Source organism: Sphingopyxis sp. BE235 (genome assembly GCF_031457175.1).
GTDB lineage: Bacteria > Pseudomonadota > Alphaproteobacteria > Sphingomonadales > Sphingomonadaceae > Sphingopyxis.
On record NZ_JAVDWC010000001.1, the window covers coordinates 1,323,837 to 1,350,192 of the forward strand.

At 65.8% G+C, this 26,356-nt stretch carries 29 protein-coding genes and 1 pseudogene; 19 read left to right on the plus strand and 11 right to left on the minus strand.

The features are described 5' to 3' along the window. Positions 1-57: 57 nt before the first annotated feature. A complete protein-coding gene (locus J2X38_RS06215; RefSeq protein ID WP_058536548.1) occupies positions 58-447 on the plus strand; it encodes a PilZ domain-containing protein in 390 nt (129 codons plus the stop codon). A 45-nt stretch (positions 448-492) separates the two neighbouring features. Here the strand turns inward: J2X38_RS06215 and J2X38_RS06220 are convergent, their stop codons facing one another. After that, complete coding sequence (locus tag J2X38_RS06220) at positions 493-651, minus strand: DUF465 domain-containing protein (RefSeq protein WP_081940370.1); 159 nt, start codon at positions 649-651, stop codon at positions 493-495. 123 nt (positions 652-774) lie between these two features. Here J2X38_RS06220 and J2X38_RS06225 point away from each other — a divergent pair, with 123 nt between their 5' ends. Then, positions 775-972: a YdcH family protein gene (locus tag J2X38_RS06225; protein ID WP_058536547.1), complete on the plus strand. Its 198-nt coding sequence runs from the start codon at positions 775-777 to the stop codon at positions 970-972. Between the two features lie 162 nt (positions 973-1,134). Beyond that, positions 1,135-1,581, plus strand: coding sequence for a DUF1465 family protein (locus J2X38_RS06230; protein WP_231732806.1), 447 nt, complete (start codon positions 1,135-1,137; stop codon positions 1,579-1,581). 205 nt (positions 1,582-1,786) lie between these two features. On the opposite strand, the gene J2X38_RS06235 is transcribed toward J2X38_RS06230, so the two are convergent. Further along, positions 1,787-2,866, minus strand: coding sequence for a DUF2332 domain-containing protein (locus tag J2X38_RS06235; RefSeq protein ID WP_310252292.1), 1,080 nt, complete (start codon positions 2,864-2,866; stop codon positions 1,787-1,789). A gap of 39 nt (positions 2,867-2,905) precedes the next feature. On the opposite strand from J2X38_RS06235, the gene hisG reads away from it, so the two are divergent. The 6 genes from hisG (at position 2,906) to J2X38_RS06265 (ending at position 9,913) form a co-directional block, all read left to right on the plus strand. Further along, a complete protein-coding gene (hisG, locus tag J2X38_RS06240) occupies positions 2,906-3,568 on the plus strand; it encodes an ATP phosphoribosyltransferase (RefSeq protein WP_058536545.1) in 663 nt (220 codons plus the stop codon). After that, positions 3,555-4,847: a histidinol dehydrogenase gene (gene hisD, locus J2X38_RS06245; RefSeq protein WP_310252294.1), complete on the plus strand. Its 1,293-nt coding sequence runs from the start codon at positions 3,555-3,557 to the stop codon at positions 4,845-4,847. Before hisG ends, hisD begins: the two co-directional genes overlap by 14 nt. 10 nt (positions 4,848-4,857) lie before the next feature. Then, positions 4,858-5,307 (plus strand): transcription antitermination factor NusB, encoded by a 450-nt coding sequence (gene nusB / locus J2X38_RS06250; RefSeq protein WP_310252296.1) that lies wholly within the window; start codon positions 4,858-4,860, stop codon positions 5,305-5,307. 184 nt (positions 5,308-5,491) lie between these two features. After that, positions 5,492-6,424 (plus strand): thiamine-phosphate kinase, encoded by a 933-nt coding sequence (thiL, locus tag J2X38_RS06255; RefSeq protein ID WP_310252297.1) that lies wholly within the window; start codon positions 5,492-5,494, stop codon positions 6,422-6,424. Positions 6,425-6,552: 128 nt separating this feature from the next. Further along, positions 6,553-7,584 (plus strand): tetratricopeptide repeat protein, encoded by a 1,032-nt coding sequence (locus J2X38_RS06260; RefSeq protein WP_310252299.1) that lies wholly within the window; start codon positions 6,553-6,555, stop codon positions 7,582-7,584. 202 nt (positions 7,585-7,786) lie between these two features. Further along, positions 7,787-9,913, plus strand: a complete 2,127-nt coding sequence (locus J2X38_RS06265) for a sodium-translocating pyrophosphatase (protein ID WP_310252301.1) — start codon at positions 7,787-7,789, stop codon at positions 9,911-9,913. Between the two features lie 542 nt (positions 9,914-10,455). Here the strand turns inward: J2X38_RS06265 and J2X38_RS06275 are convergent. Next, positions 10,456-10,964, minus strand: a pseudogene (locus J2X38_RS06275) (SDR family NAD(P)-dependent oxidoreductase); the annotation flags it as partial. 313 nt (positions 10,965-11,277) lie between these two features. On the opposite strand from J2X38_RS06275, the gene J2X38_RS06280 reads away from it, so the two are divergent. Further along, on the plus strand, positions 11,278-11,805 hold the full coding sequence (locus J2X38_RS06280; RefSeq protein WP_037511307.1) for a CarD family transcriptional regulator: 528 nt from the start codon (positions 11,278-11,280) through the stop codon (positions 11,803-11,805). Between the two features lie 194 nt (positions 11,806-11,999). Here the strand turns inward: J2X38_RS06280 and truA are convergent, their stop codons facing one another. Both truA and fmt read right to left on the minus strand, forming a co-directional pair. Beyond that, positions 12,000-12,740: a tRNA pseudouridine(38-40) synthase TruA gene (truA, locus tag J2X38_RS06285; protein ID WP_310252309.1), complete on the minus strand. Its 741-nt coding sequence runs from the start codon at positions 12,738-12,740 to the stop codon at positions 12,000-12,002. Between the two features lie 214 nt (positions 12,741-12,954). Continuing rightward, positions 12,955-13,875, minus strand: a complete 921-nt coding sequence (gene fmt, locus J2X38_RS06290) for a methionyl-tRNA formyltransferase (RefSeq protein ID WP_310252311.1) — start codon at positions 13,873-13,875, stop codon at positions 12,955-12,957. Positions 13,876-14,055: 180 nt separating this feature from the next. On the opposite strand from fmt, the gene recR reads away from it, so the two are divergent. Together recR and def are read left to right on the plus strand one after the other, a co-directional pair. After that, positions 14,056-14,652: a recombination mediator RecR gene (recR, locus tag J2X38_RS06295; protein ID WP_058536536.1), complete on the plus strand. Its 597-nt coding sequence runs from the start codon at positions 14,056-14,058 to the stop codon at positions 14,650-14,652. A gap of 32 nt (positions 14,653-14,684) precedes the next feature. Further along, on the plus strand, positions 14,685-15,218 hold the full coding sequence (gene def / locus J2X38_RS06300) for a peptide deformylase (RefSeq protein WP_058536535.1): 534 nt from the start codon (positions 14,685-14,687) through the stop codon (positions 15,216-15,218). Positions 15,219-15,401: 183 nt separating this feature from the next. Here the strand turns inward: def and grpE are convergent, their stop codons facing one another. Next, positions 15,402-15,956 (minus strand): nucleotide exchange factor GrpE, encoded by a 555-nt coding sequence (gene grpE / locus J2X38_RS06305; protein WP_137890566.1) that lies wholly within the window; start codon positions 15,954-15,956, stop codon positions 15,402-15,404. 5 nt (positions 15,957-15,961) lie between these two features. Continuing rightward, positions 15,962-17,005 (minus strand): heat-inducible transcriptional repressor HrcA, encoded by a 1,044-nt coding sequence (gene hrcA, locus J2X38_RS06310; protein WP_310252315.1) that lies wholly within the window; start codon positions 17,003-17,005, stop codon positions 15,962-15,964. A gap of 196 nt (positions 17,006-17,201) precedes the next feature. On the opposite strand from hrcA, the gene J2X38_RS06315 reads away from it, so the two are divergent. From J2X38_RS06315 to J2X38_RS06335, 5 genes are all read left to right on the plus strand, one after another. After that, positions 17,202-18,002, plus strand: a complete 801-nt coding sequence (locus J2X38_RS06315; RefSeq protein WP_310252317.1) for a dienelactone hydrolase family protein — start codon at positions 17,202-17,204, stop codon at positions 18,000-18,002. Between the two features lie 48 nt (positions 18,003-18,050). Beyond that, positions 18,051-18,767: a ribonuclease PH gene (gene rph / locus J2X38_RS06320; RefSeq protein WP_310252319.1), complete on the plus strand. Its 717-nt coding sequence runs from the start codon at positions 18,051-18,053 to the stop codon at positions 18,765-18,767. 1 nt (position 18,768) lies between these two features. Next, on the plus strand, positions 18,769-19,392 hold the full coding sequence (rdgB, locus tag J2X38_RS06325; protein ID WP_310252321.1) for an RdgB/HAM1 family non-canonical purine NTP pyrophosphatase: 624 nt from the start codon (positions 18,769-18,771) through the stop codon (positions 19,390-19,392). 107 nt (positions 19,393-19,499) lie between these two features. Continuing rightward, positions 19,500-20,645, plus strand: a complete 1,146-nt coding sequence (hemW, locus tag J2X38_RS06330) for a radical SAM family heme chaperone HemW (protein ID WP_310252322.1) — start codon at positions 19,500-19,502, stop codon at positions 20,643-20,645. A 109-nt stretch (positions 20,646-20,754) separates the two neighbouring features. Continuing rightward, complete coding sequence (locus J2X38_RS06335; protein ID WP_310252324.1) at positions 20,755-21,645, plus strand: tyrosine recombinase XerC; 891 nt, start codon at positions 20,755-20,757, stop codon at positions 21,643-21,645. On the opposite strand, the gene J2X38_RS06340 is transcribed toward J2X38_RS06335, so the two are convergent. Genes J2X38_RS06340 through rsmI form a run of 4 tightly spaced genes read right to left on the minus strand, consistent with a single transcriptional unit; the run spans position 21,642 to position 24,439 of the window. Beyond that, complete coding sequence (locus tag J2X38_RS06340; RefSeq protein ID WP_310252326.1) at positions 21,642-22,247, minus strand: DedA family protein; 606 nt, start codon at positions 22,245-22,247, stop codon at positions 21,642-21,644. The genes J2X38_RS06335 and J2X38_RS06340 overlap by 4 nt on opposite strands. 23 nt (positions 22,248-22,270) lie before the next feature. Continuing rightward, entirely contained in the window at positions 22,271-23,221 is a 951-nt protein-coding gene (gshB, locus tag J2X38_RS06345) for a glutathione synthase (RefSeq protein ID WP_310252328.1), read from the minus strand. Between the two features lie 10 nt (positions 23,222-23,231). Further along, entirely contained in the window at positions 23,232-23,582 is a 351-nt protein-coding gene (locus J2X38_RS06350) for a YraN family protein (RefSeq protein WP_310252330.1), read from the minus strand. Then, on the minus strand, positions 23,579-24,439 hold the full coding sequence (rsmI, locus tag J2X38_RS06355) for a 16S rRNA (cytidine(1402)-2'-O)-methyltransferase (RefSeq protein ID WP_310252332.1): 861 nt from the start codon (positions 24,437-24,439) through the stop codon (positions 23,579-23,581). Before rsmI ends, J2X38_RS06350 begins: the two co-directional genes overlap by 4 nt. A gap of 61 nt (positions 24,440-24,500) precedes the next feature. Here rsmI and J2X38_RS06360 point away from each other — a divergent pair, with 61 nt between their 5' ends. Together J2X38_RS06360 and infC are read left to right on the plus strand one after the other, a co-directional pair. Continuing rightward, positions 24,501-25,637 carry a penicillin-binding protein activator gene (locus tag J2X38_RS06360; protein ID WP_310310648.1) on the plus strand — a complete coding sequence of 379 codons (1,137 nt, stop codon included), beginning with the start codon at positions 24,501-24,503 and terminating at the stop codon, positions 25,635-25,637. Positions 25,638-25,809: 172 nt separating this feature from the next. Beyond that, positions 25,810-26,346: a translation initiation factor IF-3 gene (infC, locus tag J2X38_RS06365; RefSeq protein ID WP_037511353.1), complete on the plus strand. Its 537-nt coding sequence runs from the start codon at positions 25,810-25,812 to the stop codon at positions 26,344-26,346. Positions 26,347-26,356 lie beyond the last annotated feature (10 nt).

The following is a 26,356-nucleotide window of genomic DNA, read 5'->3' on the forward strand; positions in this document are numbered from 1 at the left end:
TTCCGCAACGACCCGGCCCTAGATTCCGCTCCTCAATCACAAGAGGAACGGGGCGCAATGGATTCACTAGGACCCAGATCGGTCGACGAGGAAGTCGCGGCGCTGTCGCGCGGTGCCGATCGCGACAGCCTGTTCCTGCAGGCCGGCCTGATCCTGCCCGGCAGCCCGGACCCCGTTACCGTGCGCGTGCGCAACCTGTCGCCCGGCGGCATGCTGGCCGAGGCGAACGTCAAGGTCGCGCAGGGCGCGGCGGTCGAGGTCGACCTGCGCAATGTCGGCCCGGTCGCGGGCCGCGTGATCTGGGTGGGTGAGGGCAAGTTCGGCATTGCGTTCGACCGTCAGGTCGACCCACAGGCGGTGCGTCGTCAGGTGGTTTCGCAGTCCGATTTGCCGCCGCATCTTCGGCGCACGGGCCTCGAGAAAGGGCCCCTCTATCGCCGGCGCTGATGCGTCCTTCACAGGGTGGCATCAGCGGGGCGATAGCGCTGGCGATCAGGCGATCGTCAGCATTTCCTCCTTGAGTTTCAGTTTCTGCTTCTTGAGCTGCGCGACGACTCCGGTATCGGGGGCGGGACGGCGCTCTTCATTCGCAATTTTCGCATCGAGGTCCGCGTGACGGGACTTCAGGGTGGAAAGGTGCGACGTGCTCATTGGCATTCTCCTTTTCGACTCGATGGGCAAGGCGAATTAAATCACGAAACCTCCCCGATGTCGTGCCGATTCGGCCAAGCGGTCCCCGTTGCGGACCAGTGGTGAACGTGGCAGGGAGGCGGTGTGAACCCCGAGGAAATTACCCAGCGCCTGGAACTGCTTCGCATCGAGCATCGCGACCTCGATGCGGCGATCATTGCGCTCGGCACCGCGGCGGTTCCCGACCAGCTGCAGCTTGCGCGCCTGAAAAAACGCAAGCTGCGCCTCCGCGACGAGATCTCCTGGTGCGAGGACCAGCTGCTTCCCGACATCATCGCCTAGGGTCGGCCGACATTCGGCCCATGCCGGCCTGCAAATGTCGACCGATTCTAAACGCCTGAATCAAAACGGGACGGCCGGCGCCCGTATTTTCATGGTTACCGACGTTGCGGACCCGATGGTCGGCATGGCATCTCGCGCGTCATGGTCGGTGGGCGAACGAACATGATGGCAATCGATGTGCCGGTGCAACGCGCACAGGTCGAAAATCTTTATGTCGAGGCGATGCTGCTCGCCGATGAGGCGCACGCCGCTTTTGCCGTGCAGCGCGACCTCGGGCGGGCCGGCGGCGACGCGGCGGCGCAGATCGGCCTTGCGTGCGAATCGTTGAAGACGACGACGCGGCTGATGCACGTCATCGCCTGGCTGCTCCATCGCCGCGCGATGTTCGCGGGCGATCCGGGGGCGGGGCCGCACGACAGCGCGGCGCGGATCGGCGAGGCCGTCGCGGCCGACTGGGATATCTGCGCGAGCTTCGATGTGTCGGTGCGCCGGATCGTTTCGGCGAGCGAGCGATTGTTCGAGCGGATCGCGATGCTGGAGGCCGGCTGGGAAGCGCCGGCCGTGACCCCGGTGCAGCAATTGCTGGCGCGGTTGGAGGCGCGGCTTTGAACCGGTAGCCGCCGGTCAACGATACAGCGCTTTCGATTGGAAGCAGACTCTTCATTCATCGTCACCCCGGACTTGATCCGGGGTCCCGCTTGATATCAGAGCCGGTCGATCCCTAAAAAAAGCGGGATCCCGGATCAAGTCCGGGATGACGAAGGAAAATGAAGCAACGCTGCTTCCCACCCCTAAGTGGACGTCAGCTATCCAGCTAACCCAGCCACTCGATCCACGCGCCATGTGCGTGCGCTTGCCCGATTTTCCTCGGCGCCTCGCCGCCCGGCCAATAGCGCACGGCCAGTTCATGATGATGCACCGTGCGGTTCGCCTCGAGCGCCACCCACGCGAGCGGTCGCTCGGCGGTCGCGCGCTTGCCGGCGTCCTCCATCGCAGCGGTGACGCGCGCTTGCTGGTCGGCGGGGACATATTGCCAGACGACCGAATGCATCAGCACGCGGGTCGTCCCTTTTGCTTGCGGTTTCGCGAGTTCGGCCTCGACGAAATCTGCAGCGGTCGCACGGATCAGTTGCGGTGGGTTCTCGGTCGCCGCCGCAATCGCCGCCTCGATGCGCGCGAAGCGGATATGATGCTCGGGCCAGATATAGGCTTTGAGCCGCAGCGCCTGCGCAGGATCGGTCAGGTCGACGGGGGCGACATCGCAGCCCTTGAGGCCGGCGAATTCGATCGCATGCTGCGGCGGATGGTCGCCGCGCCATTGGGGGGTGAAGGCGATCGCGCCGGGCTGCGGCCCGACATGCACGCCGCCAAGGTCGTAATGATAGCGGTCGATCATCAGGTTGATCCCGCCGCTCGACCCGATTTCGCGGCAGTCGAAAAGCGGCGGCAGGCCGCGGTCGGCGAGCCAGAGCATCGCGGCGATGAAGTTCGACGAGCGTCCGGCCTCGTTCGTTTGCGGCGGGCCGTCGAGCCAGGGAAGCAGCGCCGCCTCATGCCGCGCGACAACCGCGGCGATGATTGTGGCGTCGTTGATATCCTCCGAATCGGCATAGATGGGGGCGATCTCGTGCGCGGTTCCCGTCAGGTGCAGCGCGTGGATGCCGCCGGCGGCGCGCAGCGGCAGCGCGTCGGCGAGCGGCGGACCCTGCCAGCCGGCGATACGGCGCGCGAATTCGCTCGTCGGCTTGCCCAGCAATGCGCCCAGCGCTGCGACGACGCGCGCGGTGACGCGGGCATCGTTGGCGCGGCAATAGGCGACCTGATTGGCAAAGGCGGTGCGGACGGCCTTCGGGCCGGTCTCGGCCATGTCGATGAACTCGTAGCGCTCGCTCATTGCCCTTTTTCCTCTCGCCGCTTATGGGCGCGCAAGCTTATGCCCGAACCGATCATCTTTGCCATCCCGAAGGGGCGCATCCTCGACGAGGCGCTGCCCCTGCTTGCGCGCGTCGGGATAGAGCCGTCGGACGAGTTTTTCGATAAGAAAAGCAGGGCGTTAGTTTTTGGGACAAATCAGCCGCACATCTCACTGATCCGCGTGCGCGCGTTCGACGTCGCGACCTTCGTCGCGCATGGCGCGGCGCAGCTCGGCATCGTCGGATCGGACGTCGTCGACGAGTTCGATTATAGCGAGCTTTACGCGCCGGTGGACCTTGGCATCGGCCATTGCCGCCTGTCGCTCGCCGGGCCGGAAGGCAGCGCGCCGCCGGGGCTCGGCGAAAGCCATATCCGCGTCGCGACCAAATATCCCGGAACGACACGCCGCTGGTTCGAGGCGCAGGGCATCCAGGCCGAGTGCATCAAGCTGAACGGTGCGATGGAAATCGCGCCGAAGCTGGGGCTGGCCTCGCACATCGTTGATCTGGTTTCGACCGGGCGCACGCTGGTCGAAAATGCGCTCGCCGAACAGAAGATCATCAGCGAGGTGTCGGCGCGGCTGATCGTCAACCGCGCGGCGTTCAAGCTGCGTTCGGCCGAGGTGCCGGCGCTCGTCGAACGCTTCCGTCAGGCAGTAGGGCAGGGCGATGCGGCGGCTTGATGCTTCCGAACCCGGCTTCGCCGCCGAGTTCGACGCGCTGGTCAACGATCGGCGCGAGAGCGATTCCGACGTTTCCGCCGACGTCTCCGCGATCATCGCGCGGGTGAAGGCCGAGGGCGACGTCGCGCTCGCCGATTATACCGCGAAGTTCGATCGCTTCGATTTGGACGCGAGCGGGTGGAGCATTTCGAAGGAGGAATGCGCCGCGGCCTATGAGGCGCTGGCGCCCGAGCTTCGCGATGCGCTGAACCTCGCCGCCGACCGTATCCGCGCCTATCACGCCGCGCAGCTCCCCGAGAACCGCGACTATCGCGATAGCACGGGCGCCCGGCTCGGTTCCCGCTGGAGTGCCGTCGATGCGGCGGGGGTCTATGTTCCGGGCGGGCGCGCCGCCTATCCGTCGTCGGTCTTGATGAACATCCTGCCCGCGAAGGTCGCGGGGGTCGAACGCATCGTGATGATGACCCCGACGCCGGGCGGCGAGACCAATCCGGTGGTGATGGCCGCGGCGCATATCGGCGGGGTCGACGAGATCTGGCGCATCGGCGGGGCGCAGGCGGTTGCCGCGCTCGCCTATGGCACCGGCCGCATCGCGCCGGTCGATGTCGTCACCGGTCCGGGCAACGCCTGGGTCGCCGAGGCGAAGCGGCAGGTCTATGGCGTGGTCGGCATCGACATGGTCGCGGGACCGAGCGAGATCGTCGTCGTCGCCGACAATCGGAACGTGCCGCATGTCATCGCCGCCGACCTCTTGAGCCAGGCCGAGCATGACCCGACGAGCCAGTCGATCCTGTTCACCGACGACGCGGCTTTTGCCGATGCGGTTGCGGCGGCGGTCGATGCGATCATCCCGACGCTCGGGACCGCTACGACGATGCGCGAAAGCTGGGATGCGAATGGCGCGATCGTCATCGTGCCGACGCTCGCCGACGCGATCCCGCTCTGCGACCGGCTCGCGCCCGAACATCTCGAACTCGCGGTCGATGCCGCCGAGGCCGATGCGCTCTTTGCCAAGGTGCGCCATGCCGGCTCGGTCTTCCTCGGCCGCCAGACCCCAGAAGCGATCGGCGATTATGTCGCGGGTCCGAACCATGTGCTGCCGACCGGCCGCCGCGCGCGCTTTTCGAGCGGGCTGTCGGTCAGCGACTTCATGAAGCGCACCAGCTTCCTCGCGCTCGACGAAACGAGCCTTGCCGCGATCGGTCCGGCCGCGGTCGCGCTCGCGGGGGCCGAGGGGCTTCCCGCCCACGCGCTTTCGGTCAGCCAGCGTCTCAGCTAAGAAAAGAGTCATGAACAAACGTTCCCAGTCCCGCTCCGCCGCCCGTCTCGCCGCCGTCCAGGCGCTCTATCAGCATGAGATGGAGGGCACGCCCGTGCCCAAGCTGATCCACGAATTCCATCAGCACCGCATCGGCGCGACGATCGAGGACGAGGAATATGCCGACGCCGACACCGCTTTCTTCGACGATATCGTCAAGGGCACGCTCGCGCGCATCGAAGAGATCGACGTGGCGATCGTCGCGCGGCTCGCGAGCGGCTGGTCGATGGAGCGGCTCGACCGCACGATGAAGGCGATCCTGCGCGCGGGCTGCTACGAACTGATGGCGCGAGGCGATGTGCCCGTCGGCGCGGTGGTTAGCGAATATGTCGATGTCGCAAAGGCGTTCTTCGATACGCGCGAGGCAGGGTTTGCCAACGGCCTGCTCGATGCGATCGGCAAGGATGTGCGGGCGAAGTAATCAAGGTCCTCCCTGTGGCGTAGCCATGGGGAGGGGGACCGCGCCCGAAGGGCGTGGTGGAGGGGCGGCGATGTTGCGCCAATAGCCCCTCCGTCAGCGCTTCGCGCTGCCACCTCCCCATCGCTGCGCGACAGGGAGGATCGGTATCTTTTATACCGCACCGCTATCCTCTAGGCTTCCCCGCATGAGCGAAGCCGACTTCATCGCCCGCCTGCGTGCCATCGCGACCGATCCCGCCGCGCGCGGGCTGGCCGACGACGCCGCGGTGCTGGGCGACCTTGTCCTCACCCACGACATGATCGTCGAGGGCGTCCATTTCCTTCCCGACGAGCGGCCGCAGGATGTCGCGTGGAAGCTCGTCGCGGTGAATCTCTCCGATCTGGCCGCAAAAGGCGCGGCACCGCTCGGCGTGCTCGTCGGCTACAGCCTGACCGGCGACGAGTTTTGGGACGCCGCCTTCGTCCGCGGGCTGGGCGAGGTGCTGCGCCGGTACGACGTGCCGTTGCTCGGGGGCGACACGGTGGGCATCCCGGGAGGTGCGCCGCGCACATTCGGGCTCACCGCGATCGGCAAGGCGCCCGCGACCGGCGCCCCCGCACGAAGCGGCGTCCGGCCGGGCGACCAGATCTGGATCACGGGAACGATCGGCAATGCGGGGCTCGGCCTTGCGATGCGGCTGGGCCAAGTCGATCCGAACGAAACCTGCCTTGCCGCCTATGGTCGCCCCGAGCCTCAACTGGCCTTTGGGCAGGCAGTGGCGCCGCATGTCCATGCGATGATGGACGTATCCGACGGCCTGCTGATCGATGCGCAGCGCATGGCCGGGGCGAGCGGATGCGAGCTTGGCATCATGCTGGAATCGGTGCCGCTCTCGGCTGCGCTGCTCGCGGTGCGCCCCGACATACTCGACACGCGGCTCGCGGCGGCGACCGCGGGCGACGATTATCAGCTGCTGTTTACCGCCGATCCCTCGGCCGCCGCGACGATCCGCGAGACCGCGGCCGGGTTGAATGTCACCGTCACACTTCTTGGTCACGCCGGGGTCGGTGAGGGAATCACGTTGACACACCGGGCACAACGCATCGCGCTGCCCGATCGCCTTGGTTTCATGCACTAGCCACCATTCCCGCCTGCGCCCTGGATCGGCAACGGGATATTTTGCTTTGAAATCCGTTTGATGGCAAAGCGATGCGCTCGGGTGGAACCGTCCGCCCCGGCAGGTGCGGTGAATCAGAAGGACCGGGAATGGTCGACCGAAAAAGCGGGCGTCAAGGCTTTGCCCGGGCGCTTCTCGCGATCTGTTTCGTATGTTTCTGTCATCCCGCGCAGGGCGCCGGCACCCCGGACCCGGCAGAAGACATGCAGGCGCAGACGGTCGCGACCGATCCCGAGCCTCCCGAAGCCGACGAACCACCCGATCAAGTCACGACGCTTGCGACTGACTGCGCGGCGGACGATGCCGAGGCGTGCACGCGGCTTGGCTATGTCCATCACGAGGGCGATGGCGTTCCGAGGGACGACGCCCGTGCGACACCGCTGTTTGCCCGAGCCTGCCATCTCGGCGACATGACGGGCTGCACGATGGCAGGTTATGCCTATAGCGAAGGGAGTGGCGTCGAACGCTCGCGCGAGTTCGCCGCCGCCTATTACGCCTTCGCGTGCCACGGCGACGAGGCGACGGCATGCTCGAACCTTGGCCTCGCCTATGTGGGCGGAGACGGAGTTGCCAAGGATCCGCGGCGCGCCACCCAGCTGTTCGCAAAGGCCTGCGATCTGGGCAGCGTGTCGGGATGCGCGAACCTTGGCGCATCCTATTCGCTGGGCAAGGGCGTCGCACCGGACCAGCGTCAGGCAGCGCGGATCTTCGAGCGCGCCTGCAAGGCGGAAGATCAGCACGCCTGCTATAATCTCGGCGTCCTCCACCGCGACGGGCTCGGCATGCCGCGCGACGAAAAGAGAGCCGCCGCGCTGTTCGAACAAAGCTGCCGCGCCGACGACGCATCGGCCTGCGGCAATCTGGCGACGCTGGTCGACGACGGGCGCGGTGTGCGCCGGAACAGCCAGCGCGCCCTCGAACTGTTCGACAAGGCGTGCGCACTGGGTGAGGCCGAAAGCTGCTTCACGCTCGGGCGCGCCTATCAGACGGGCAAGGGCATCGAACGCGATAATGCGCGCGCGATCGAGCTGCTCGAGCGGGCGCTGAAGCTCGACCCCGACACCGAATCCGCTGCCGACGCGCAAAGGGCGCTGAAGGCCGCACGCGACGAAGCCGCTTGATGCCGGCGGCCGCTCGTGCGGCGGAAATCACGGGAAACTCCCGAATAAGCGGGGTTGCGTGTCGCTTTCTTTCTTCCCATAAATCGGCGTCCAAATTTGGGGCGGTCGCATCAGGGGAGAGAGCGAACCGGCATCAATAAGTCGGACGTGCTCGACTGCTATCTTCTGCGTCGCCCTTCTCAATGGGAAGGAATAGTCACGCATGAATCCGGTTTTGATCGCGATAGCGTGCGGCCTGTTGGCCGTACTCTATGGGTTCATTACCTCGCGGCAGGTGCTCAGCGCCTCCGCCGGTAATGAAAAGATGCAGGAAATCGCCGCCGCCATTCAGGAAGGCGCCAAGGCCTATCTCGGCCGCCAATATCGTACCATCGCCATCGTCGGCGTCGTTGTCGCCATTCTTGTCGGGCTGTTCCTTGGCCGAATCTCGGCGACCGGCTTCGTCATCGGCGCCGTGCTGTCGGGGGTTGCCGGTTTCGTCGGCATGAACATCTCGGTCAAAGCCAACGTCCGCACCGCAGCCGCGGCGCAGACCGGGCTGCAGGCGGGCCTGACCATGGCGTTCCGCGCCGGCGCGATCACCGGCATGCTCGTGGCGGGGCTCGCCTTGCTCGCGATCTCGGTCTTCTTCTGGTATCTGACCGGCCCGGGTGGCTTCACCGTCGGCGGTGAGGATCGCACCGTCGTCGACGCGCTCGTCGCGCTCGCGTTCGGCGCCTCGCTGATCTCGATCTTCGCGCGTCTCGGCGGCGGTATCTTCACCAAGGCCGCCGACGTCGGCGCCGACCTTGTCGGCAAGGTCGAGGCCGGAATTCCCGAGGACGATCCGCGCAATCCGGCGGTGATCGCCGATAACGTCGGTGACAATGTCGGCGACTGCGCCGGCATGGCGGCCGACCTGTTCGAAACCTATGTCGTCACCGTCGGCGCCACCATGGTGCTGATCGCGCTGCTGCTGAAGGGCACCGGCGATATGCTGCTCCCGCTAATGACGCTGCCGCTGCTCATGGGCGGCGTGTGCATCATCACCTCGATCATCGGCACCTATTTCGTGCGTCTCGGCAGCGGGAAGAACGTCATGGGCGCGATGTACAAGGGCTTCCTCGTCACCGCGGTGCTCTCGATCCCGGCGATCTGGTTCGCGACCAGCTATGTGCTGAAGGGCGACATGACGACGACGATCGCCGAGGTTGGTGGCAAGGCGTTCAACGGCAGCGACCTTTTCTATTGCTCGCTGCTCGGCCTCGTCATCACCGGGCTGATCATCTGGATCACCGAATATTACACCGGCACCAATTTTCGTCCGGTGCGCTCGATCGCCAAGGCTTCGGAAACGGGCCACGGCACCAACGTGATCCAGGGTCTCGCGGTCAGCCTTGAATCGACCGCGCTGCCGACGCTCGTGATCTGCGTCGGTATCGTCGTCGCGTTCCAGACCGCGGGCATCGTCGGTATCGCCTTTGCCGCCACCGCAATGCTGGCGCTCGCCGGCATGGTTGTTGCGCTCGATGCTTATGGCCCCGTCACCGACAACGCCGGCGGCATCGCCGAAATGGCGGGCCTCGACGATTCGGTGCGTGAAAAGACCGACTTGCTCGACGCCGTGGGCAACACGACCAAGGCCGTCACGAAGGGCTATGCGATCGGGTCGGCGGGTCTCGCGGCGCTGGTGCTGTTCGGCACTTATACCGCAGACATCACCGAATATTCGGCGAAGCTCGGGCTGACCGAGCCGCTGACCTTCTCGCTGTCGTCGCCCTATGTCATCGTCGGGCTGCTGCTCGGCGCGCTCCTGCCGTACCTGTTCGGTGCGATGGGGATGACCGCGGTCGGCCGCGCGGCGGGCGAGGTGGTCAAGGATGTTCGCGACCAGTTCAAGAACAACCCGGGCATCATGACCTATGAATCGAAGCCCGACTATGCGCGTACGGTCGACCTCGTCACCAAGGCGGCGATCAAGGAAATGATCATTCCGTCGCTGCTCCCGGTGCTCGCGCCGATCGTCGTGTTCTTCGTGATCCGTGCGGTGGCGGGGCCAGCCGCGGCCTTGGAAGCGCTCGGCGCACTCCTGCTCGGCGTGATCGTCGGCGGGCTGTTCGTCGCCATCTCGATGACCTCGGGCGGCGGCGCATGGGACAATGCCAAGAAGTATATCGAGGACGGCAACCACGGCGGCAAGGGCAGCGAGGCCCATAAGGCCGCGGTGACCGGCGACACCGTGGGCGATCCGTACAAGGATACCGCGGGTCCGGCGGTCAACCCGATGATCAAGATCACCAATATCGTGGCGATCCTGCTCCTCGCGGCGCTGGCGCACGGCGCGGTCTGACCCACGCCGCCTGCGGGCAAAAGAAAAGCCCCGTCGGAGCGATCCGGCGGGGCTTTTTCATAGTGACGGCTTGGGGTGGGAAGTCGTCGTTGGTTCCTTACCCTTCGTCATCCCGGACTTGATCCGGAATCCCGCTTTTGTGATGCATCGGCAGGCTTCGACCTCAAGCGGGACCCCGGATCAAGTCCGGGGTGACGAGAGTGTAGGAGTCGGCGACCATTCGTTGCAGCCGTTCAGGTCGTGTTCGTCGCTTTCATCTGCTGTGCATAGCCCGCCTGTACCATCGCGCTCATCCGGTCGAACAGCGCGTCGGGGTCGCTGCGGCGGAGGCCGGCGATCATCGCTTCGGCGCCCTCGGCGACGATCAGTTCGCGCGTTCCGGCATCGACTGCCGCCAGCATCTGTGCCGCGGCGTCGTCGGGCGACAGGCCGTTATCGATCGCGGCATCGCTTTCGCCGCGCGTGCTGCCGTCGGCGTTGAGCGCGTTGCGGCTGACGTTCGTCCGCACCGACCCCGGCGCGACGACGAGGACCTTCAGTCCCAGATGCTCATTTTCGGCGCGCACGCTGTCGTGATAGCCGATCAGGCCATGCTTGGCGGCTGAATAAGCGCTGCGCAGCGGCACCCCCGCGATCCCGCGACGCTCGAGATCGCGATAATCTGGCCGCCGCCCGCGCCGACCATGCGCGGCAGGAGTTGCTGGGTCAGCGCGATCGGGGCGAGCAGGTCGACGCCGATGATTTGCTGATAAACCGCAAAATCGGTTTCGATCGCGAGGCTGCGCTGCGAGATGCCGGCGTTGTTGACGAGCCCGTCGATGCGGCCCTGCCAGCCCCATGCCTGCTCGGCGATGGCGGGGAGGGCGGCATAATCGGTCGCCTCGAACGGCAGGACCAGCGTCTCGGTGGCGCAATCGGCAGCGACGGCTTCCAACGCCGCGACGTTGCGGCCCGACAGAATCAGCTTTGCGCCGCGTGCCCCGAGCGCGCGAGCGAGCGCCGCGCCGATGCCCGAGGAGGCGCCCGTGATCCACCAAATTTGATCCTGCATACCGGCTCCCTATCTATGATTTCGTTTCAACCTGAAACGGGTCTGGGGAGCCGTCAAGGTGCCGACCGACGCATTTCCGCGCAGGGGTGGCAATTTTGTTGCGAATCTGTTATAATAAATATCAACACGCCGACACCCTGCCTCTTCCCGCCGCTCGGGCTGGGGCACATTCGGCGTTTCCGATGGAGCCATATCCCTTGTCACTCTGACTGGCTAGCGCCGCCCGAATGCTCATCCCCCTCAATACGGAGGGCCGGATGTCCCGGTGTTGTCGCAGTTTCCGGTCAGGGTCAAGGCACAGAAAGGAATTTGCATGTCCGTGAACACGCTCTTGTTCGAAGTCGGCGATTATGTTGTTTATCCCAAGCATGGCGTGGGGCGCGTCATCGAACTGCAGCGGTCGGAAATCGCCGGCATGCAGCTCGAACTTTATGTCCTGCGCTTCGAAAAGGAAAAAATGACGCTTCGCGTGCCGACGAACAAGGCCGAAGGCGTGGGCATGCGCAAGCTGTCGTCGGACAAGACGCTGAAGGAAGCGCTGCAGGTTCTGACCACCAAGCCGAAGGTGAAGCGCACCATGTGGTCGCGCCGCGCGCAGGAATATGAAGCGAAGATCAATTCGGGCGACCTCGTGTCGATCGCCGAAGTGACCCGCGACCTGTTCCGCGCCGACGACCAGCCCGAGCAGAGCTATTCGGAGCGCCAGATCTTCGAAGCGGCTTCGAGCCGCCTCGCGCGCGAACTCGGCGCGATGGAAGAAAGCGACGAAAAGACGGCGCAGGCGAAAATCCTCCAGATCCTCAACGAGCATGCGCCGCTGTACTACGCCGAAAAGGTGTAATTGCGTCAACAGCGATGAAGGAACGGGCGGTCCGAAAGGGCCGCCCTTTTCGATTCAGGCGAGCCCTGTTTCTCGTCACCCCGGACTTGATCCGGCATCGCGCTTTCTTGCGTAGCAAAGCGACGCCAGCGGAACCCCGGATCAAGTCGAACGAGCCACGTGTCTCGTTCGAGGGTGACGAAGGGGGTTGTATTCTATGGATAGGTCGCGCTCACGAAATAGAGCCCGTCGGGGGGCGCATTCAGCCCCAGCGCGTTGCGGTCGGCGGCATCGAGCGCGGCCTTCAGGTCGCGCGCCGACCATTTGCCATAGCCGACGAGCGCGAGGCAGCCGACCATCGAGCGTACCTGATGATGCAGGAAACTGCGCGCCGCGGCCTCGATAATCAACTCATCGCCGTGGCGGCTGACGGTCAGTTTATCGAGCGTCTTCACCGGGCTTTGCGACTGGCAATGCGCTGAGCGGAAGGTGGTGAAGTCGTGGAGGCCGATGAGTAGCTGCGCCGCCGCGTGCATCGCATCCGAATCGAGCGGCCGGGCAACCTGCCACGACAGACCCTTGTCCCACGTCAGCGGCGCGCGGCGGTTGACGATGCGATACTCGTACGACCGGCCGATGCAGGCGAAGCGCGCGTGCCAGTCGTCGGGGACGATCTCGCACGCCACCACCGCGACCGGCGCGGGCCTCAGCTGCGCGTTGAGTGCCTCGGTCAGCTTGAACGGGGTCAGCGGTTTTTCGATGTCGACATGCGCGCGCATCGCGATGGCATGGACACCCGCGTCGGTGCGTCCGGCGCTGAATACCTGCACCGTCTCGGCGGTGAAGCGGTGGATTGCGTCCTCGATCGCCTGCTGGACGCTCGGGCCGTGCGCTTGCCGCTGCCAGCCCATGAACGGGCGGCCGTCAAATTCGATCGTGAGGGCAAATCTTGTCATCGCCGCCCCCTTAGCCGTTCGTGTCGAGCGAAGTCGAGACGTCGTTGCGACCCTCTCCCCTTGCGGGAGAGGGCAGCGAGACTTGCGAACTTGTTCGCTAGTCGCAGCGGGAGAGGGGGCTTGTACTATCGATAGGGCGCACCCCTCTTCCAGCTTCAGCTAGGCAGCGAGCTGCCAAGCTTGCGCAACCCTCTCCCGCAAGGGGAGAGGGAGATTAGGCCAGTCGGGTGCCTTTGGGGATCGCGCGGCCGCGCAGCAACTCGTCAGCATCCATCGCGGGCTTTCCGGCGCGCTGGACCCGCGTCGCGCGGATCGCGCCGGGGTTGCAGGCGACGGCCAGCGCATCGTCGAGCGTGACGCCGGGAGTGGCGCCCGCGACGGTGCCCGCGGGATGGACGACCTCGGCAGCGAGGATTTTGTAGCGTTCGTCATCGAGTTCGAAAAAGGCGCCGGGCATCGGATTGAACGCGCGGATCTGGCGCTCGACCTGCACCGCGCTCGTCAGAAAATCGAGCCGCGCTTCGCTCTTGTCGATCTTGGCCGCGTAAGTAACGCCTTCGTCCGGCTGCGCTTCGGGGGCAAAGGCATGGAGGTCGCTCAGAACCTTGACCATCAGCCCGGCGCCGATCGCCGCCAGCTCGTCGGTCAATTCGCCCGCGGTCTTGCCGCCCGTCGGGGTCCGGCCGATCAGCCGCATCGCGCCGGTGTCGAGCCCGACATCCATCTGCATGATCGTCACGCCGGTCTCGGCATCGCCCGACAGGATCGCGCGCTGCACCGGCGCGGCGCCGCGCCAGCGCGGCAGGATCGAGCCATGGACGTTGAGGCAACCTTCGCGCGGCGCATCGAGGATCGCCTGCGGCAGGATCAGGCCGTAAGCCGCGACCACCGCGACATCGAGGTCGAGCGCCGCGAATTCGGCCTGGGCCTCCTCGCTCTTCAGGCTCTTCGGCGTGCGCACGGGCAGGCCAAGGTTCTCGGCCCAGACATGCACCGCGCTTTGCTGTACCTTCTTGCCGCGCTGCGCGGGGCGGGGGGGCTGCGTATACACGGCCACGACCTCATGCCCCGCGGCATGAAGCGCGGCGAGCGTCGGCACCGCAAAGGGCGGCGTTCCCATAAAGGCGATGCGCATGGGCGGGGCTTTGGCGGAGGATGCGGCGTCGTGCAAGGCTCTCTCACCCTTTCTTCGTCATTCCGGACTTGATCCGGCATCCCGCTTTTTGGAGTGAGAAAAGGAAGCGGGACCCCGGATCAAGTCCGGGGTGACGAAGGGGTTATTGTGCACGGTGCGAGACACCACTACCACCGCCCAATGGCGTCCACCGAAATCGAAGCGCTCGTCCAGCAACTCGCCCGCCTGCCGGGCCTCGGCCCGCGCTCGGCGCGGCGTGCTGTTCTGCACCTGATGAAGAAGCGCGAGAGCGCGTTTGTGCCGCTGCTCGCGGCGCTGCAGACGGTGTCCGAACGGCTCGTCACCTGCGGCATCTGCGGCAATGTCGACACGCACGATCCCTGCGCGATCTGCGCCGACCCGCGCCGCGATGCGCGGTCCTTGTGCGTCGTCGAGGAGGTGTCGGACCTGTGGGCACTCGACAAGTCGCGGCTGTTCCCCGGCAAATATCATGTGCTCGGCGGGCGACTGTCGGCGCTCGAGGGCATCCGCCCGCAAGATCTCGCGATCGACGCGCTGGTCGCGCGCGTCGCCGCGGGCGGCATCGACGAGGTCGTGCTCGCGATGAACGCGACGCTCGAGGGGCAAACGACGGCGCATTATCTCGCCGAACGGCTTGAGGGTTATCCGGTGCGGTTGACCCAGCTTGCGCACGGTCTGCCTGTTGGCGGCGAGCTTGATTATCTCGACGAGGGGACGCTGGCGCAGGCGCTGCGGGCGCGGCGGCCGGTGGGTTGACGTCGGGCGTTCGAGTTCATACCTGAGCCCCCATGGCCTTACTCCCTATCATAGAGACCCCAGATCCCCGGCTGCGTATCATTTCGAAGCCCGTCGAGACCTTCGACGCCGAGCTGAAGACGCTGATCGCCGATATGTTCGAGACGATGTACGACGCCCCCGGCATCGGGCTGGCCGCGATTCAGGTCGGGGTGCCGAAGCGCATCCTCGTCATCGACCTGCAGGAACCCGATCCCGAGGACGAAGAGGGCAAAAGGCTCATCCGCGAGCCGCGCGTGTTCATCAATCCCGTCTTTTCGGACGAGAGCGAAGAGCATAGCGTCTATTCGGAAGGCTGCCTGTCGGTCCCCGAGCAATATGCCGATGTGACGCGCCCCGCCGAGGTTACCGTCGACTGGCAGGACGAGGACGGCAAGCATCATCAGGAACGCATGACCGGCCTGATGGCGACGTGCATCCAGCACGAGCATGACCATCTGGAAGGCATCCTCTTCATCGACCATCTGTCGCGGTTGAAGCGCGACATGGTGCTGAAGAAGCTCGCGAAGATGCGCAAGGCGGCGTGATGGATATTCCCTCTCCCCTTTTGCGGGAGAGGGCAGTGAGACTTGCCAGCTTGCTGGCTAGTCGTAGCGGGAGAGGGGGCTGCTCCCTTATGATAGGGCGGAACCCCTCTCCCAGCTTCGCCTAGGCGGCCGAGCCGCCAAGGCTTCGCATCCCTCTCCCGCAAGGGGAGAGGGCATTAGCGACTACCCCGCCTTTGCGACGCCCACCATCGCGGGGCGCAGCAGGCGATCCTTCAGCATATAGCCCGCCTGCATTTCCTGCACGATCGTGCCCGGCGTCTTGTCGCTCGGGATTTCGAGCATCGCCTGATGCTGGTTGGGGTCGAGCGGCAGGCCGATCGCGGCGATGCGCGTGATGCCGTTGCGTTCGAAGACGCTGAGCAATTCGCGCTCGGTGGCTTCGAGGCCGGTAATCATCGGCTTCATCGCCTCGTCGGCGCGCTGTTCGTCGCTGAGCGCGGCGAGTGCGCGGCCGAGATTGTCGGCGACCGACAGGATGTCGCGTGCGAACTTGGTCGCGGCATAGGCGTGCGCGTCGGCGATTTCCTTGTCCTTGCGGCGCGTGACATTTTGCGTCTCGGCGCGCGCATAAAGCAGATCCTGCTGGAGCGCGGCGACCTGTTCGGCGAGCTGCGCCAGCTCTTCATTTTCGCCTTGCGCGGGGTTTGCCGCTTCGGCGGTTTCAACTTCGGGGTTCGCGCCGTCGTCGACCGGCGTGTCGTTTTCAATGTTCGTCATAAGCCTTATCGTATCAGTCTGGAGAGCGATTGTGCGGTGAAATCCACCATGGGAACGATGCGGGCATAGTTCAAGCGCGTGGGACCAATGACCCCGACCACGCCGACCACGCGCCCGTCCGATCCGCGATAGGGCGCCGCTATCACGGACGAGCCCGAAAGCGAGAATAATTTATTTTCGGATCCGATGAAAATCCGGGTTGCGGCGCCCTCGCGCGCGCTGTCGAGCAGCTGCGCGATATCCTGCTTGGTTTCGAGTTCGTCGAGCAGCTGGCGCACGCGGTCGAGGTCGCCGACCGCGCTCTCGTCGAGCAGATTCGCCTGCCCGCGCACGATCAGCACCGGGCGGTCGGCGCCATCGGACGACCAGATCGCGAGGCCGCGGCTGACGAGATCCTGCGCAGCGCGGTCGATCGCGATGCGCTCGGCCTCGATCTCATGCCGCACGCGCGCCATCGCCTCTGTGAGCGTGAGCCCGCTGAGCATCGACGAGATATAATTGTCCGCCTCGACGAGCGCCGAGGGATTGAGCCCCGGCGGAATGTCGATGACGCGGTTCTCGACCGCGCCGTCGCCCGCGACGAGCACGACGAGCGACTGGTTCGCCGACAGCGGCACGAAGGCGAGCTGTTTGAGCACGCGCTCATGCTTGGGCACGAGCACGAGGCCCGCGCACGCCGACAGCCCCGACAGCGCCGAGGTCGCCTGTGCGAGCGCACTTTCGATCGGGCCGGCGTCGGACAGGCTCGCCTCGATCTGCGCGCGGTCCTCGGCGCTGGGTTCGGCGACCTGCATCATCCCGTCGACGAAGAGGCGCAGCCCCTGCTCGGTCGGCAGGCGTCCGGCGCTGGTGTGCGGGCTCGCGAGCAGGCCGAACTCCTCAAGGTCCTGCATCACGTTGCGGATCGATGCGGGCGAGAGGTTGAGCGCGGCGAGCTTCGACAGCGTGCGCGAGCCGACGGGCTGGCCGGTTTCGAGATAGGCGTCGACGACCAGCCGGAACACGTCGCGGGCGCGCGTGGTGAGTTCGGTGATCGGCGGGGTGGTCATACAGGGGATTTAGGGATGGGGAGGGGATGGGGCAAGCGCAACGCCGATCCACACCCCAGCTTCGTCATTCCCGCGAAAGCTGGAACCCAGCGTGCGACGGTTGCTTGCTGGGTTCCCGCTTTCGCGGGAATGACGAAGAAAAGGAGGTGCAATTGGCTGGCCTTCTGCATAGCCTTCCGCCCCAGGGGAGAAAATCATGTCCACACGCCCGCTTGACCGCGACGACCCGCTCGACGATTTCGACCACCGCGACATCGTGCTGCTCGGCCGCAAGCACCGCGTCTATGTGGCGGGCAATGGTCCGGCCGTCATCGTAATGACCGAAATGCCCGGCATCAGCCCGCATGTCGCGCGCTTCGCGCGCTGGGTCGTGGGTGCTGGCTTCACCGTCTATATGCCGCATATCTTTGGCAAGGACGGCGCGGTGCCGCGGGCGCCTCGCATGCTGTTCACCATGATCGGCGGGTGCATCAGCCGCCAGTTCCGCGCCTTTCAGGCGAATGAAAGCTCGCCGGCGACGCAGTGGCTGCGCGCGCTTGCGGCACAGGCGCACAAGGAATGCGGCGGCAAGGGCGTCGGCGCGATCGGCATGTGCTTCACCGGAAATTTCGCGCTGTCGATGATGCTCGAACCCGCGGTGCTTGCCCCGGTCCTCGCGCAGCCGTCGTTGCCATTGAACGACGCGGCGGGGATGCATATCGCGCCGGGCGAACTCGCCGCGGTGAAGGCGCGAATGGAGGCCGAGGACCTGACCGTGCTCGCCTACCGCTTCGAGGGCGACAAATATTGCCAGGCGGCGCGCTTTGCCGCCTATGAAAATGCGCTCGGCGACCGCTTTATCGGCAAGGTGTTGCCCTACAGCGCGGCCAATCCCGACAGCCCGATGAAGAACCCGCACAGCGTCGTCACGATCCATCTGATCGACGAGGCGGGGCAACCAACGGTGCAGGCGCGCGACGAAATCCTCGATTTCTTCAAGATGCGGTTGAGCGAATGAGGTCGGCGGCCTAAGGGCCACCGCAATCACCAATCGAAAGGAAATTTCATGCGCCCTTCCGGCCGCGCGCCCGACCAGATGCGTCCCATCGTCATCGAAACCGAATTCACCATCCACGCCGAGGGCAGCGTCCTCGTCAGCTTCGGCAACACCAAGGTGCTGGTGACCGCCAGTGTCGACGAAAAGGTGCCGTCGTGGATGCGCGGCAAGGGTGCGGGTTGGGTCACCGCCGAATATGGCATGCTGCCCCGCGCGACGCACACGCGCGGCAGCCGTGAGGCGGCGAAGGGCAAGCAGTCGGGGCGGACGCAGGAAATCCAGCGGCTTATCGGGCGGAGCTTGCGCGCGGTCGTCGATATGAAGAAGCTCGGCGAGCGCCAGATCATCATCGACTGCGACGTCATCCAGGCCGACGGCGGGACGCGCACCGCGTCGATTTCGGGCGCGTGGGTCGCGCTGCGCCTCGCGGTCGACAAGCTGCTTGCGGCGAAGACGATCGCCGAGGATCCGATCGAGGACAAGGTCGGCGCGATCTCGTGCGGAATCTACAAGGGCACCCCGGTGCTCGACCTCGATTATGACGAGGATTCGGTCGCCGAGGCCGATGGCAATTTCGTGCTGACCGGCAAGGGCCAGATCGTTGAAGTGCAGGCAAGCGCCGAGGGTGCGACCTATGACGAGGAGGGCTTGCTCCGCCTGCTCCGCCTCGCACGCATCGGCTGCGGCGAGATTTTCGCGGCGCAGGACAAGGCCACGGGCCGCTGAGATGACGCGCAGGCTCGCCCCCGGCAGACTGGTGATTGCCAGCCACAACGCAGGAAAGGTGCGCGAGATTCGCGCGCTGCTCGAAGCGTTCGGGATCGAGCCGGTGTCGGCGGGTGACCTCGGGCTTCCCGAGCCCGAGGAGACGGGGACGAGTTTTCGCGAGAATGCGCTGCTGAAGGCGCATGCGAGCGCGTCCGCGGCGGGACTTCCCGCGCTCGCCGACGACAGCGGGCTCGAGGTCGCGGCGCTCTCCGGCCGGCCCGGCGTCTACACCGCCGACTGGGCCGAGCGGCAATGGTTCGAGGGCAATCCGGGCCGCGACTGGTATATGGCGATGGGCAAGGTCGAAGGCCTGCTTGCCGAACAGGGGCCAGAGGTCGACCGCAGCGCGCGTTTCATCTGCACCCTCGCGCTCGCCTGGCCGGACGGCCATGCCGAAGTGTTCGAGGGCCGGGCCGACGGCAGCCTGACCTGGCCGCCGCGCGGGAAACTCGGTTTCGGTTATGATCCGGTCTTCGTTCCGGAAGGTAACACACTGACTTATGCCGAAATCGATCCGGCGGAAAAACATGCGATCAGCCACCGCGCCGATGCGTTTGCGAAGCTGGTGGCCGGAGTCTTCTGACCTTCCTTCGTCACCCCGGATCGGGTCCGGGGTCGCCATCGGCCTTGGGGAACTCCGCGAGAGATTCCGGCTTTCGCCGGAATGACGAAAGGGAGTAGGGGGCCAGCATGGCCGAACCGCTCGCCCTTTATGTCCATTGGCCGTTTTGCGTGTCGAAATGCCCCTATTGCGACTTCAACAGCCATGTGCGCGAGAGCGTCGATCAGGCGGTGTGGCGCGACGCGTTGCTCGCCGATCTGCGGCATGAGGCGGCGTTGCTGCCGGGGCGCACCATCGGGTCGATCTTCTTTGGCGGAGGGACGCCCAGCCTGATGCCGCCCGCCACGGTCGCGGCAGTGATCGCGGCGGCTGGCGATGCGTGGGGGCTCGCGGATGACGTCGAAATCACGCTGGAGGCGAATCCCAATTCGGTCGAGGTCGCCAATTTCGCCGACCTTGCCGCGGCGGGGGTCAATCGCGTTTCGATAGGGGTTCAGAGCTTCGATTCGGAAGTGCTTGAATTTCTGGGCCGCGCGCACAGCGAGGATGAGGCGCGCCGCGCGATCGCGACGGCGCAGGAGCATTTCGCGCGCGTCAGCTTTGACCTGATCTATGCGCGGCCGGGCCAGTCGATGGCGGCGTGGGAAGCCGAATTGGCGGGCGCGCTCGCCTTCGGCACCGACCATCTTTCGCTCTACCAGCTCACCATCGAGCCCGGCACGCGCTTTGCGACGCTCGCGGCAAAGGGCGACCTCACCATTCCCGATGGCGACACCGCCGCCGACCTGTTCGACGCGACGCAGGCGATGACGCACGCCGCAGGGCTGCCTCGCTATGAGGTGTCGAATCACGCGCGGGTAGGGCAGGAAAGCCGCCACAATCTCGCCTACTGGCGCTACGCCGATTATGCGGGCGTCGGCCCCGGCGCGCATGGCCGAAGGCTGGGTCAGGCGACCGAGCGGCACAAGAAGCCCGAGAATTTCGTCGCGGCGGTCGAGCGCAACGGTCATGGGCTCAAGGTCGAAAGCGACCTCCCGGCGCACGAGCGCGCGACCGAGGCGATGCTGATGGGGCTGCGGCTGACCGAAGGCATCGATCTGGCGCGGATCGAGGCGCGCAGCGGGCTGGCGCGCGATATGTTCGTCGATGCCGATGCGGTGGCGCGGCTCGCGGAGCAGGGGCTGATGACGTACGATGGCGACCGGCTGATGGTCACCGACGACGGAATCCTCCTGCTAGACTCGATCCTTTCCGACGTGGTTCGGACCGGCTAGACTCTCGAAACCCGTTCGCATCGAGCGAAGTCGAGATGCCCCTCAGGCTCGCGCCACGCCGATGGGTGTCTCGACTTCGCTCGACACGAGCGGCGGTATAGGAGTTGATTTGCCGCAGCATTTGATCCGCGACTGGGATGCCCATCTGGCGCATGAGAAGCGCCGGTCGGAGCATACGCGCCGCGCCTATATCGCGACCGCCGAGCGCTTTTGCGGCTTCCTGTCGCGGCACCGCGGCGGCGCGGTCGATGCGCGCATGCTGAAGGCGCTGATCCCGAACGACCTCCGTGCTTATTTGGCCGACCGCCGCGCCGAGGGGCTGGGCAATGCATCGGCGGCGCGCGAGCTTTCTGCGCTGCGCGGCTTTCTGCGCTTTGTCGGCGGATCGGGCGCGAGCGTGCCGCAGATGCGGGGGCCGCGCGTCAAGAAGGGGCTGCCGCGGCCGGTGTCGCCCGCCGAAGCGCTCGCGCTGGCACAGGATGTCGAGGATAATGCCCGCGAGGGCTGGGTCGGTGCGCGCGATTTTGCGCTGCTGTTGCTGCTCTACGGCGCAGGGCTGCGCATCGGCGAGGCGCTGTCGCTGACAGGTGCGGTATTGCCGCTTGGCGAGACGCTGCGCGTGACGGGCAAACGGGGCAAGACACGGATCGTCCCGATCTTGCCCGCGGTCGCGAGCGCGGTGTCGCGCTACGTTGCGGCTTGCCCTTATCCGATCGCCAAAGAGACGCCGATCTTCCTTGGCGCGCGCGGGGGGCCGCTCCAGCCCGGCGTTGTTCGCGCGAGCGTGCGGTCGGCGCGGCGCGCATTGGGCCTTCCCGAACGCACGACGCCGCACGCGCTGCGTCACAGCTTCGCGACGCATCTGCTCGCGGGTGGCGCCGATTTGCGCAGCCTTCAGGAATTGCTCGGTCATGCGAGCCTTGCCTCGACGCAGGTCTATACCGCGGTCGATGCCGCGCATTTGCTCGATATTTACCGGAATGCGCACCCCAGGGCTTAGTCGGCCTGCTTCGGCTTCCAGGTGATGACGCGGTAGATATAGACGACGACGAGCGAACCGATCGCGACGAGCGCGACGGGGCCAACAAAGGCGTCGAGGTTCGCGAACTTCCCCCCGAACCAGTTGCCCGCGCCCGCGAGCGCGGCGATCCAGATCGTCGATCCGGCCGCTGTCCAGGCCAGGAATTTCGCCTGGTTCATCTGCACCATGCCCGCGGGCAGCGACACCATCGTCCGCGCAACGGGCATGAAGCGCGCGACGAAGATGATCGCGGGGCCATATTTCAGGAAGAAATTGTGGAGCCGCTCGACCTCGTCCCAGTCGAGCGTCAGCCAGCGGCCGTGGCGGTCGATAAAGGGCTTGAGCCGTTCGTAGCCGATCCAGCGGCCGATCCCGTACCAGACCCAATTGCCCGCGGTCGTGCCCGCGACCGCGACCGCGACGAGCGTCCAGAAATCGAAATGGCCCTTGGCGACTGCGATGCCGCCTAGCCCCATGATCACTTCGGACGGGATCGGCGGAAACACGTTCTCGAGGAACATGAGGATGAAGATCCCCACATAGCCCCAGTTCTGGATCAGATTGAGAATGAAGTCGGTCATGGAGTGCGTAACGCGCTGCGACGTCAGCCGATCCGGCGGACGATCGCGTCCCAGATCATCCCCGCCGTATCGCTGTTGTTGAAACGGTCGATCGCGACGATCCCGGTGGGCGAGGTGACGTTGATTTCGGTGAGCCATTCGCCGCCGATCACGTCGATGCCGACGAAGACGAGACCGCGTTCGCGGAGCTGCGGGCCGAGCACGTCGCAAATCTCCTGCTCGCGCGGGGTCAGTTCGGCCGCTTCGGCAAAACCGCCGACCGCGAGGTTCGAGCGGAACTCGCCTTCGCCGGGCTTGCGGTTGATCGCGCCCGCGACCTCGCCATCGACGAGCACGATGCGCTTGTCGCCTTTCGACACGCTCGGCAGGAATTGCTGGACCATGAAGGGTTCGGGCCACACCTGTCCGAACAGCTCGACGAGTGCGCCCAAATTGCTGCCGTCGGCGTCGATGCGGAACACCGCCTTGCCGCCATTGCCGTGGAGCGGCTTGATCACCACCGCGCCATGGCGCGCCTGGAAATCCTTCACCGCGTCGAGGCTGCGGGTGACCATCGTCGGCGGCATGAACTCGGGGAAGTCGAGCACAAACACCTTCTCGGGGGCGTTGCGGACCGAGACGGGGTCGTTCACGACGAGCGTCTCGTTCGCGATGCGTTCGAGCAGCCACGTGCCGGTGAGATAACCGAGGTCGAAGGGCGGGTCCTGCCGCATCAGCACGACATCGACGTCGCGGCCGAGGTCGAGCAGAACTTCGTCGCCGAACTTGTAATGCGCGCCCGCTTTGCGCTGCGCCTCGAGAATGCGATGCGCTTTCGTCGTCAGCCGTCCGGCCTCCCATGTCAGGCCGCGTACATCGTAATGATAGAGCTCGTAGCCGCGTTCGAGCGCCTTCAGGATCAGCGCGAAACTGCTGTCGCCCCCGATGTTGATATTGTCCATCGGGTCCATTTGTACCGCGGCGCGCAGGGTCATTATTTCTTCCTCAGGGTTGCCAGACGTGGACCAGATGGCGTGGCAGGCGCCCCGGCGCAAGGAGCATCACGTCGATCCTGATGTCGTCGCGCGGGCCGGCGAAGCGCGGGCGCAGCATTTCGGCGGCGGCGGCGACGCGGCGCAGGCGATAATGGTCGATCGCAAGGTCGAGGTCGGCGGCGCGGTCGCGCCATTTGACCTCGATGAAGGCGATCGTGCGGCCGCGCCGCGCGACAAGGTCGACCTCGCCGACGGGGACGCGGAGCCGTTCGCCGATGATGCGCCAGCCGTGAAGGCGCAGCCACCACGCCGCGCGGCGCTCGGCCTTGCGTCCGCGTGCTTCGGCGGCGGCGCGGTTCAAGCCTGCTCTTTCAGCGTGAGCGCGCGCGCATAGATGTCATGGCGGTCGAGCCCGAAGCGTTTCGCGACCGCCTTTGCCGCCTGCGCGACGGGCTTGTCGGCCATCGCTTCGCGCAGCGCCGCGTCGAGCGTTGCATCGTCGGCTTCTTCGGCCACCGCTTCGCCGGGCGGGCCGACGATGACGACGATCTCGCCCTTCGGCGGCGCGTCCGCGTAGCGCGCGGAAAGCTCGGTCAGCGTACCGGTGACGCATTGCTCGAACATCTTGCTGATCTCGCGCGCGACCGCCGCCTCGCGGTCGCCGAGTCCTTCGGCCATCGCCGCCAGCGACGCCGACAGCCGCGGCCCGCTTTCGTAGAACACCAAAGTCGCACGCAGCCCCGCGAATTCGGCGAGCGTGTCGGCGCGCGCCTTCGCCTTGTTCGGCAGAAAGCCCGCGAAGAGGAAGCGGTCGCTCGGCAGCCCCGATAGCGTGATCGCGGCGATCGCGGCGCAGGGGCCGGGCAGGGTGGTGACATGCCGCCCCGCCGCGCGCGCATCGCGAACGAGCTTGTATCCCGGGTCCGAAATCAGCGGGGTTCCGGCGTCCGACACCAAAACGACAATTTCGCTCTCCATACGCGCAACCAGCGCGGCGCGGGTGCGTTCGTCGCTATGATCATGATAGGGGGTCATCGGCACACGCAAACCCAGATGCGACAGCAATTTCGCGGTCACGCGCGTATCCTCTGCGGCGATCACGCCGGCGGAGGCGAGTGTCGTCGCCGCGCGCGCGCTGATGTCGCCAAGGTTGCCGATGGGCGTCGCGACGATATAGAGACCGGGCAAGGGAGAATCTGAGATGTTCGAATCTGGCATGACGCCGAAAATGGCAGAAACTGCCGACCAGCGCCAAAATAAAGCACCGGCCCGCCGCCAAATGTTGCGCGGGCTCGGCGTGATGGCGATGGCGGGTCTGCTCGCGGCGTGTCAGGTGGTGCCGAAGTCGAACGGCCCGGCGACCCCGCCGCCGCCCACCAACCCCGACGACAATGTTGGCCCCGGCCTGCCGACCGACACCGATCGCCACCGCGTCGCATTGCTCGTGCCGCAGACGGGGCCGAACGCCGACGTCGGCACCGCGATCGCCAATGCGACGACGCTCGCTTTGCTCGATTCGCGCACCGAACGCGTCCGCATCACCACCTATGATACCGCGCTCGGTGCGGCCGCGGCGGCGCGGCAGGCGGTCGCCGACGGCAACAAGCTGATCCTCGGCCCGCTGCTCAGCGAAGATGTCACCGTGGTGGCGCCGATCGCGCGCGCGGCGAAAGTGCCGGTGCTGAGCTTCTCGAACGACAGCAGCGTTGCGGGCAACGGCGTCTTCATCATGGGCTTCGTCCCCGGCCAGTCGGTCGAGCGCGTCGTCGCTTTCTCGCGGTCGAAGGGTCATCAGCGGTTCGGCGCGCTGGTGCCAAAGAATGTCTATGGCGACCGTTCGGCGGCGGCGTTCCGCGCCGCGGTGGCCGAAGCGGGCGGCACGCTCGTCGCGGTCGAAAGCTATGACCGCAGCGCGACCGCGCTGACGGGTGCGGCGCGGCGCCTCGCCAATGCCGGCGCGATGGACGCGGTGCTGATCGCCGACAGCGGCGGCAACGCCATTCGCGCGGTTCCGGTGATCAAGACCACGGGGAACAAGCAGATCCTCGGCACCGAACTCTGGAACACCGACGCCGCACTCGGCAGCAGCGCGGTGATGCGCGGGTCGTGGTTCGCCAGCGTGTCGGACGGCCTCTACGGTCAGCTCGCGACCAAATATCGTACCCGCTTCGGCAAGACGCCGTACCGGCTTGCCAGCCTCGGCTATGATTCGGTGCTGCTGACGGTGCGCATCGCGCGCGACTGGAAACCGGGGACCAATTTTCCCGCGAACCGCCTGCTCGCCGCCGACGGTTTCGGCGGCATCGACGGCATCTTCCGTTTCAGTAACAGGGGTGTCGCCGAACGCGCGCTCGAGGTCAGCGAAATCGGCGCGGGCGGCTTCCGCGTCGTCGATCCCGCGCCGACCAAATGGTAGCCGCCGGCTGACAGTGGCAGACTGGCCACAGTCGGCCCGAAAAGCGTTATAAGGTGAGCGCGGCGGCCTTTACGACGGCGCTTTGATCACTATATGACCACCACGCGTGTTTTTGCGTCGATGCTGCACGCCCTTTTTAAACGACCCAGGAGATACAGCTATACCACCGCCCATGACCCGTCGCCCAATGGCACCGATGCCGCCCAAAAACGGCCCGCGTTACAATGAATTTATCGCCTCCCCCAAAGTCCGCGTGATCGACGAGGAAGGCGAAAATCTGGGCGTGATGCTGACGGCCGAAGCGATTGAGCAGGCGGCTTCCGTCGGGCTGGACCTGGTTGAAGTATCCCCGAACGCCGATCCGCCGGTGTGCAAATTCCTCGACGTCGGCAAGTTCAAATATGAGGCGCAGAAGAAGGCGAACCTCGCACGCAAGAGCCAGAAGACGCAGGAAATCAAAGAGATCAAGATGCGTCCGAATATCGACGATCATGATTTCGACGTGAAGATGAAGAAGGTCTTCGATTTCCTCGGCGAAGGCGACAAGGTCAAGATGACCATGCGTTTCCGCGGCCGCGAAATGAGCCACACCCAGCTCGGTCTCAACGTGCTCCAGCGCGTCGCCGAACTGACGTCGGAAATCGCGAAGGTCGAGGCGCATCCGCGCACCGAAGGTCGCCAGATGCTGATGGTGATCGCGCCGAAATAAGCGCGCGCGG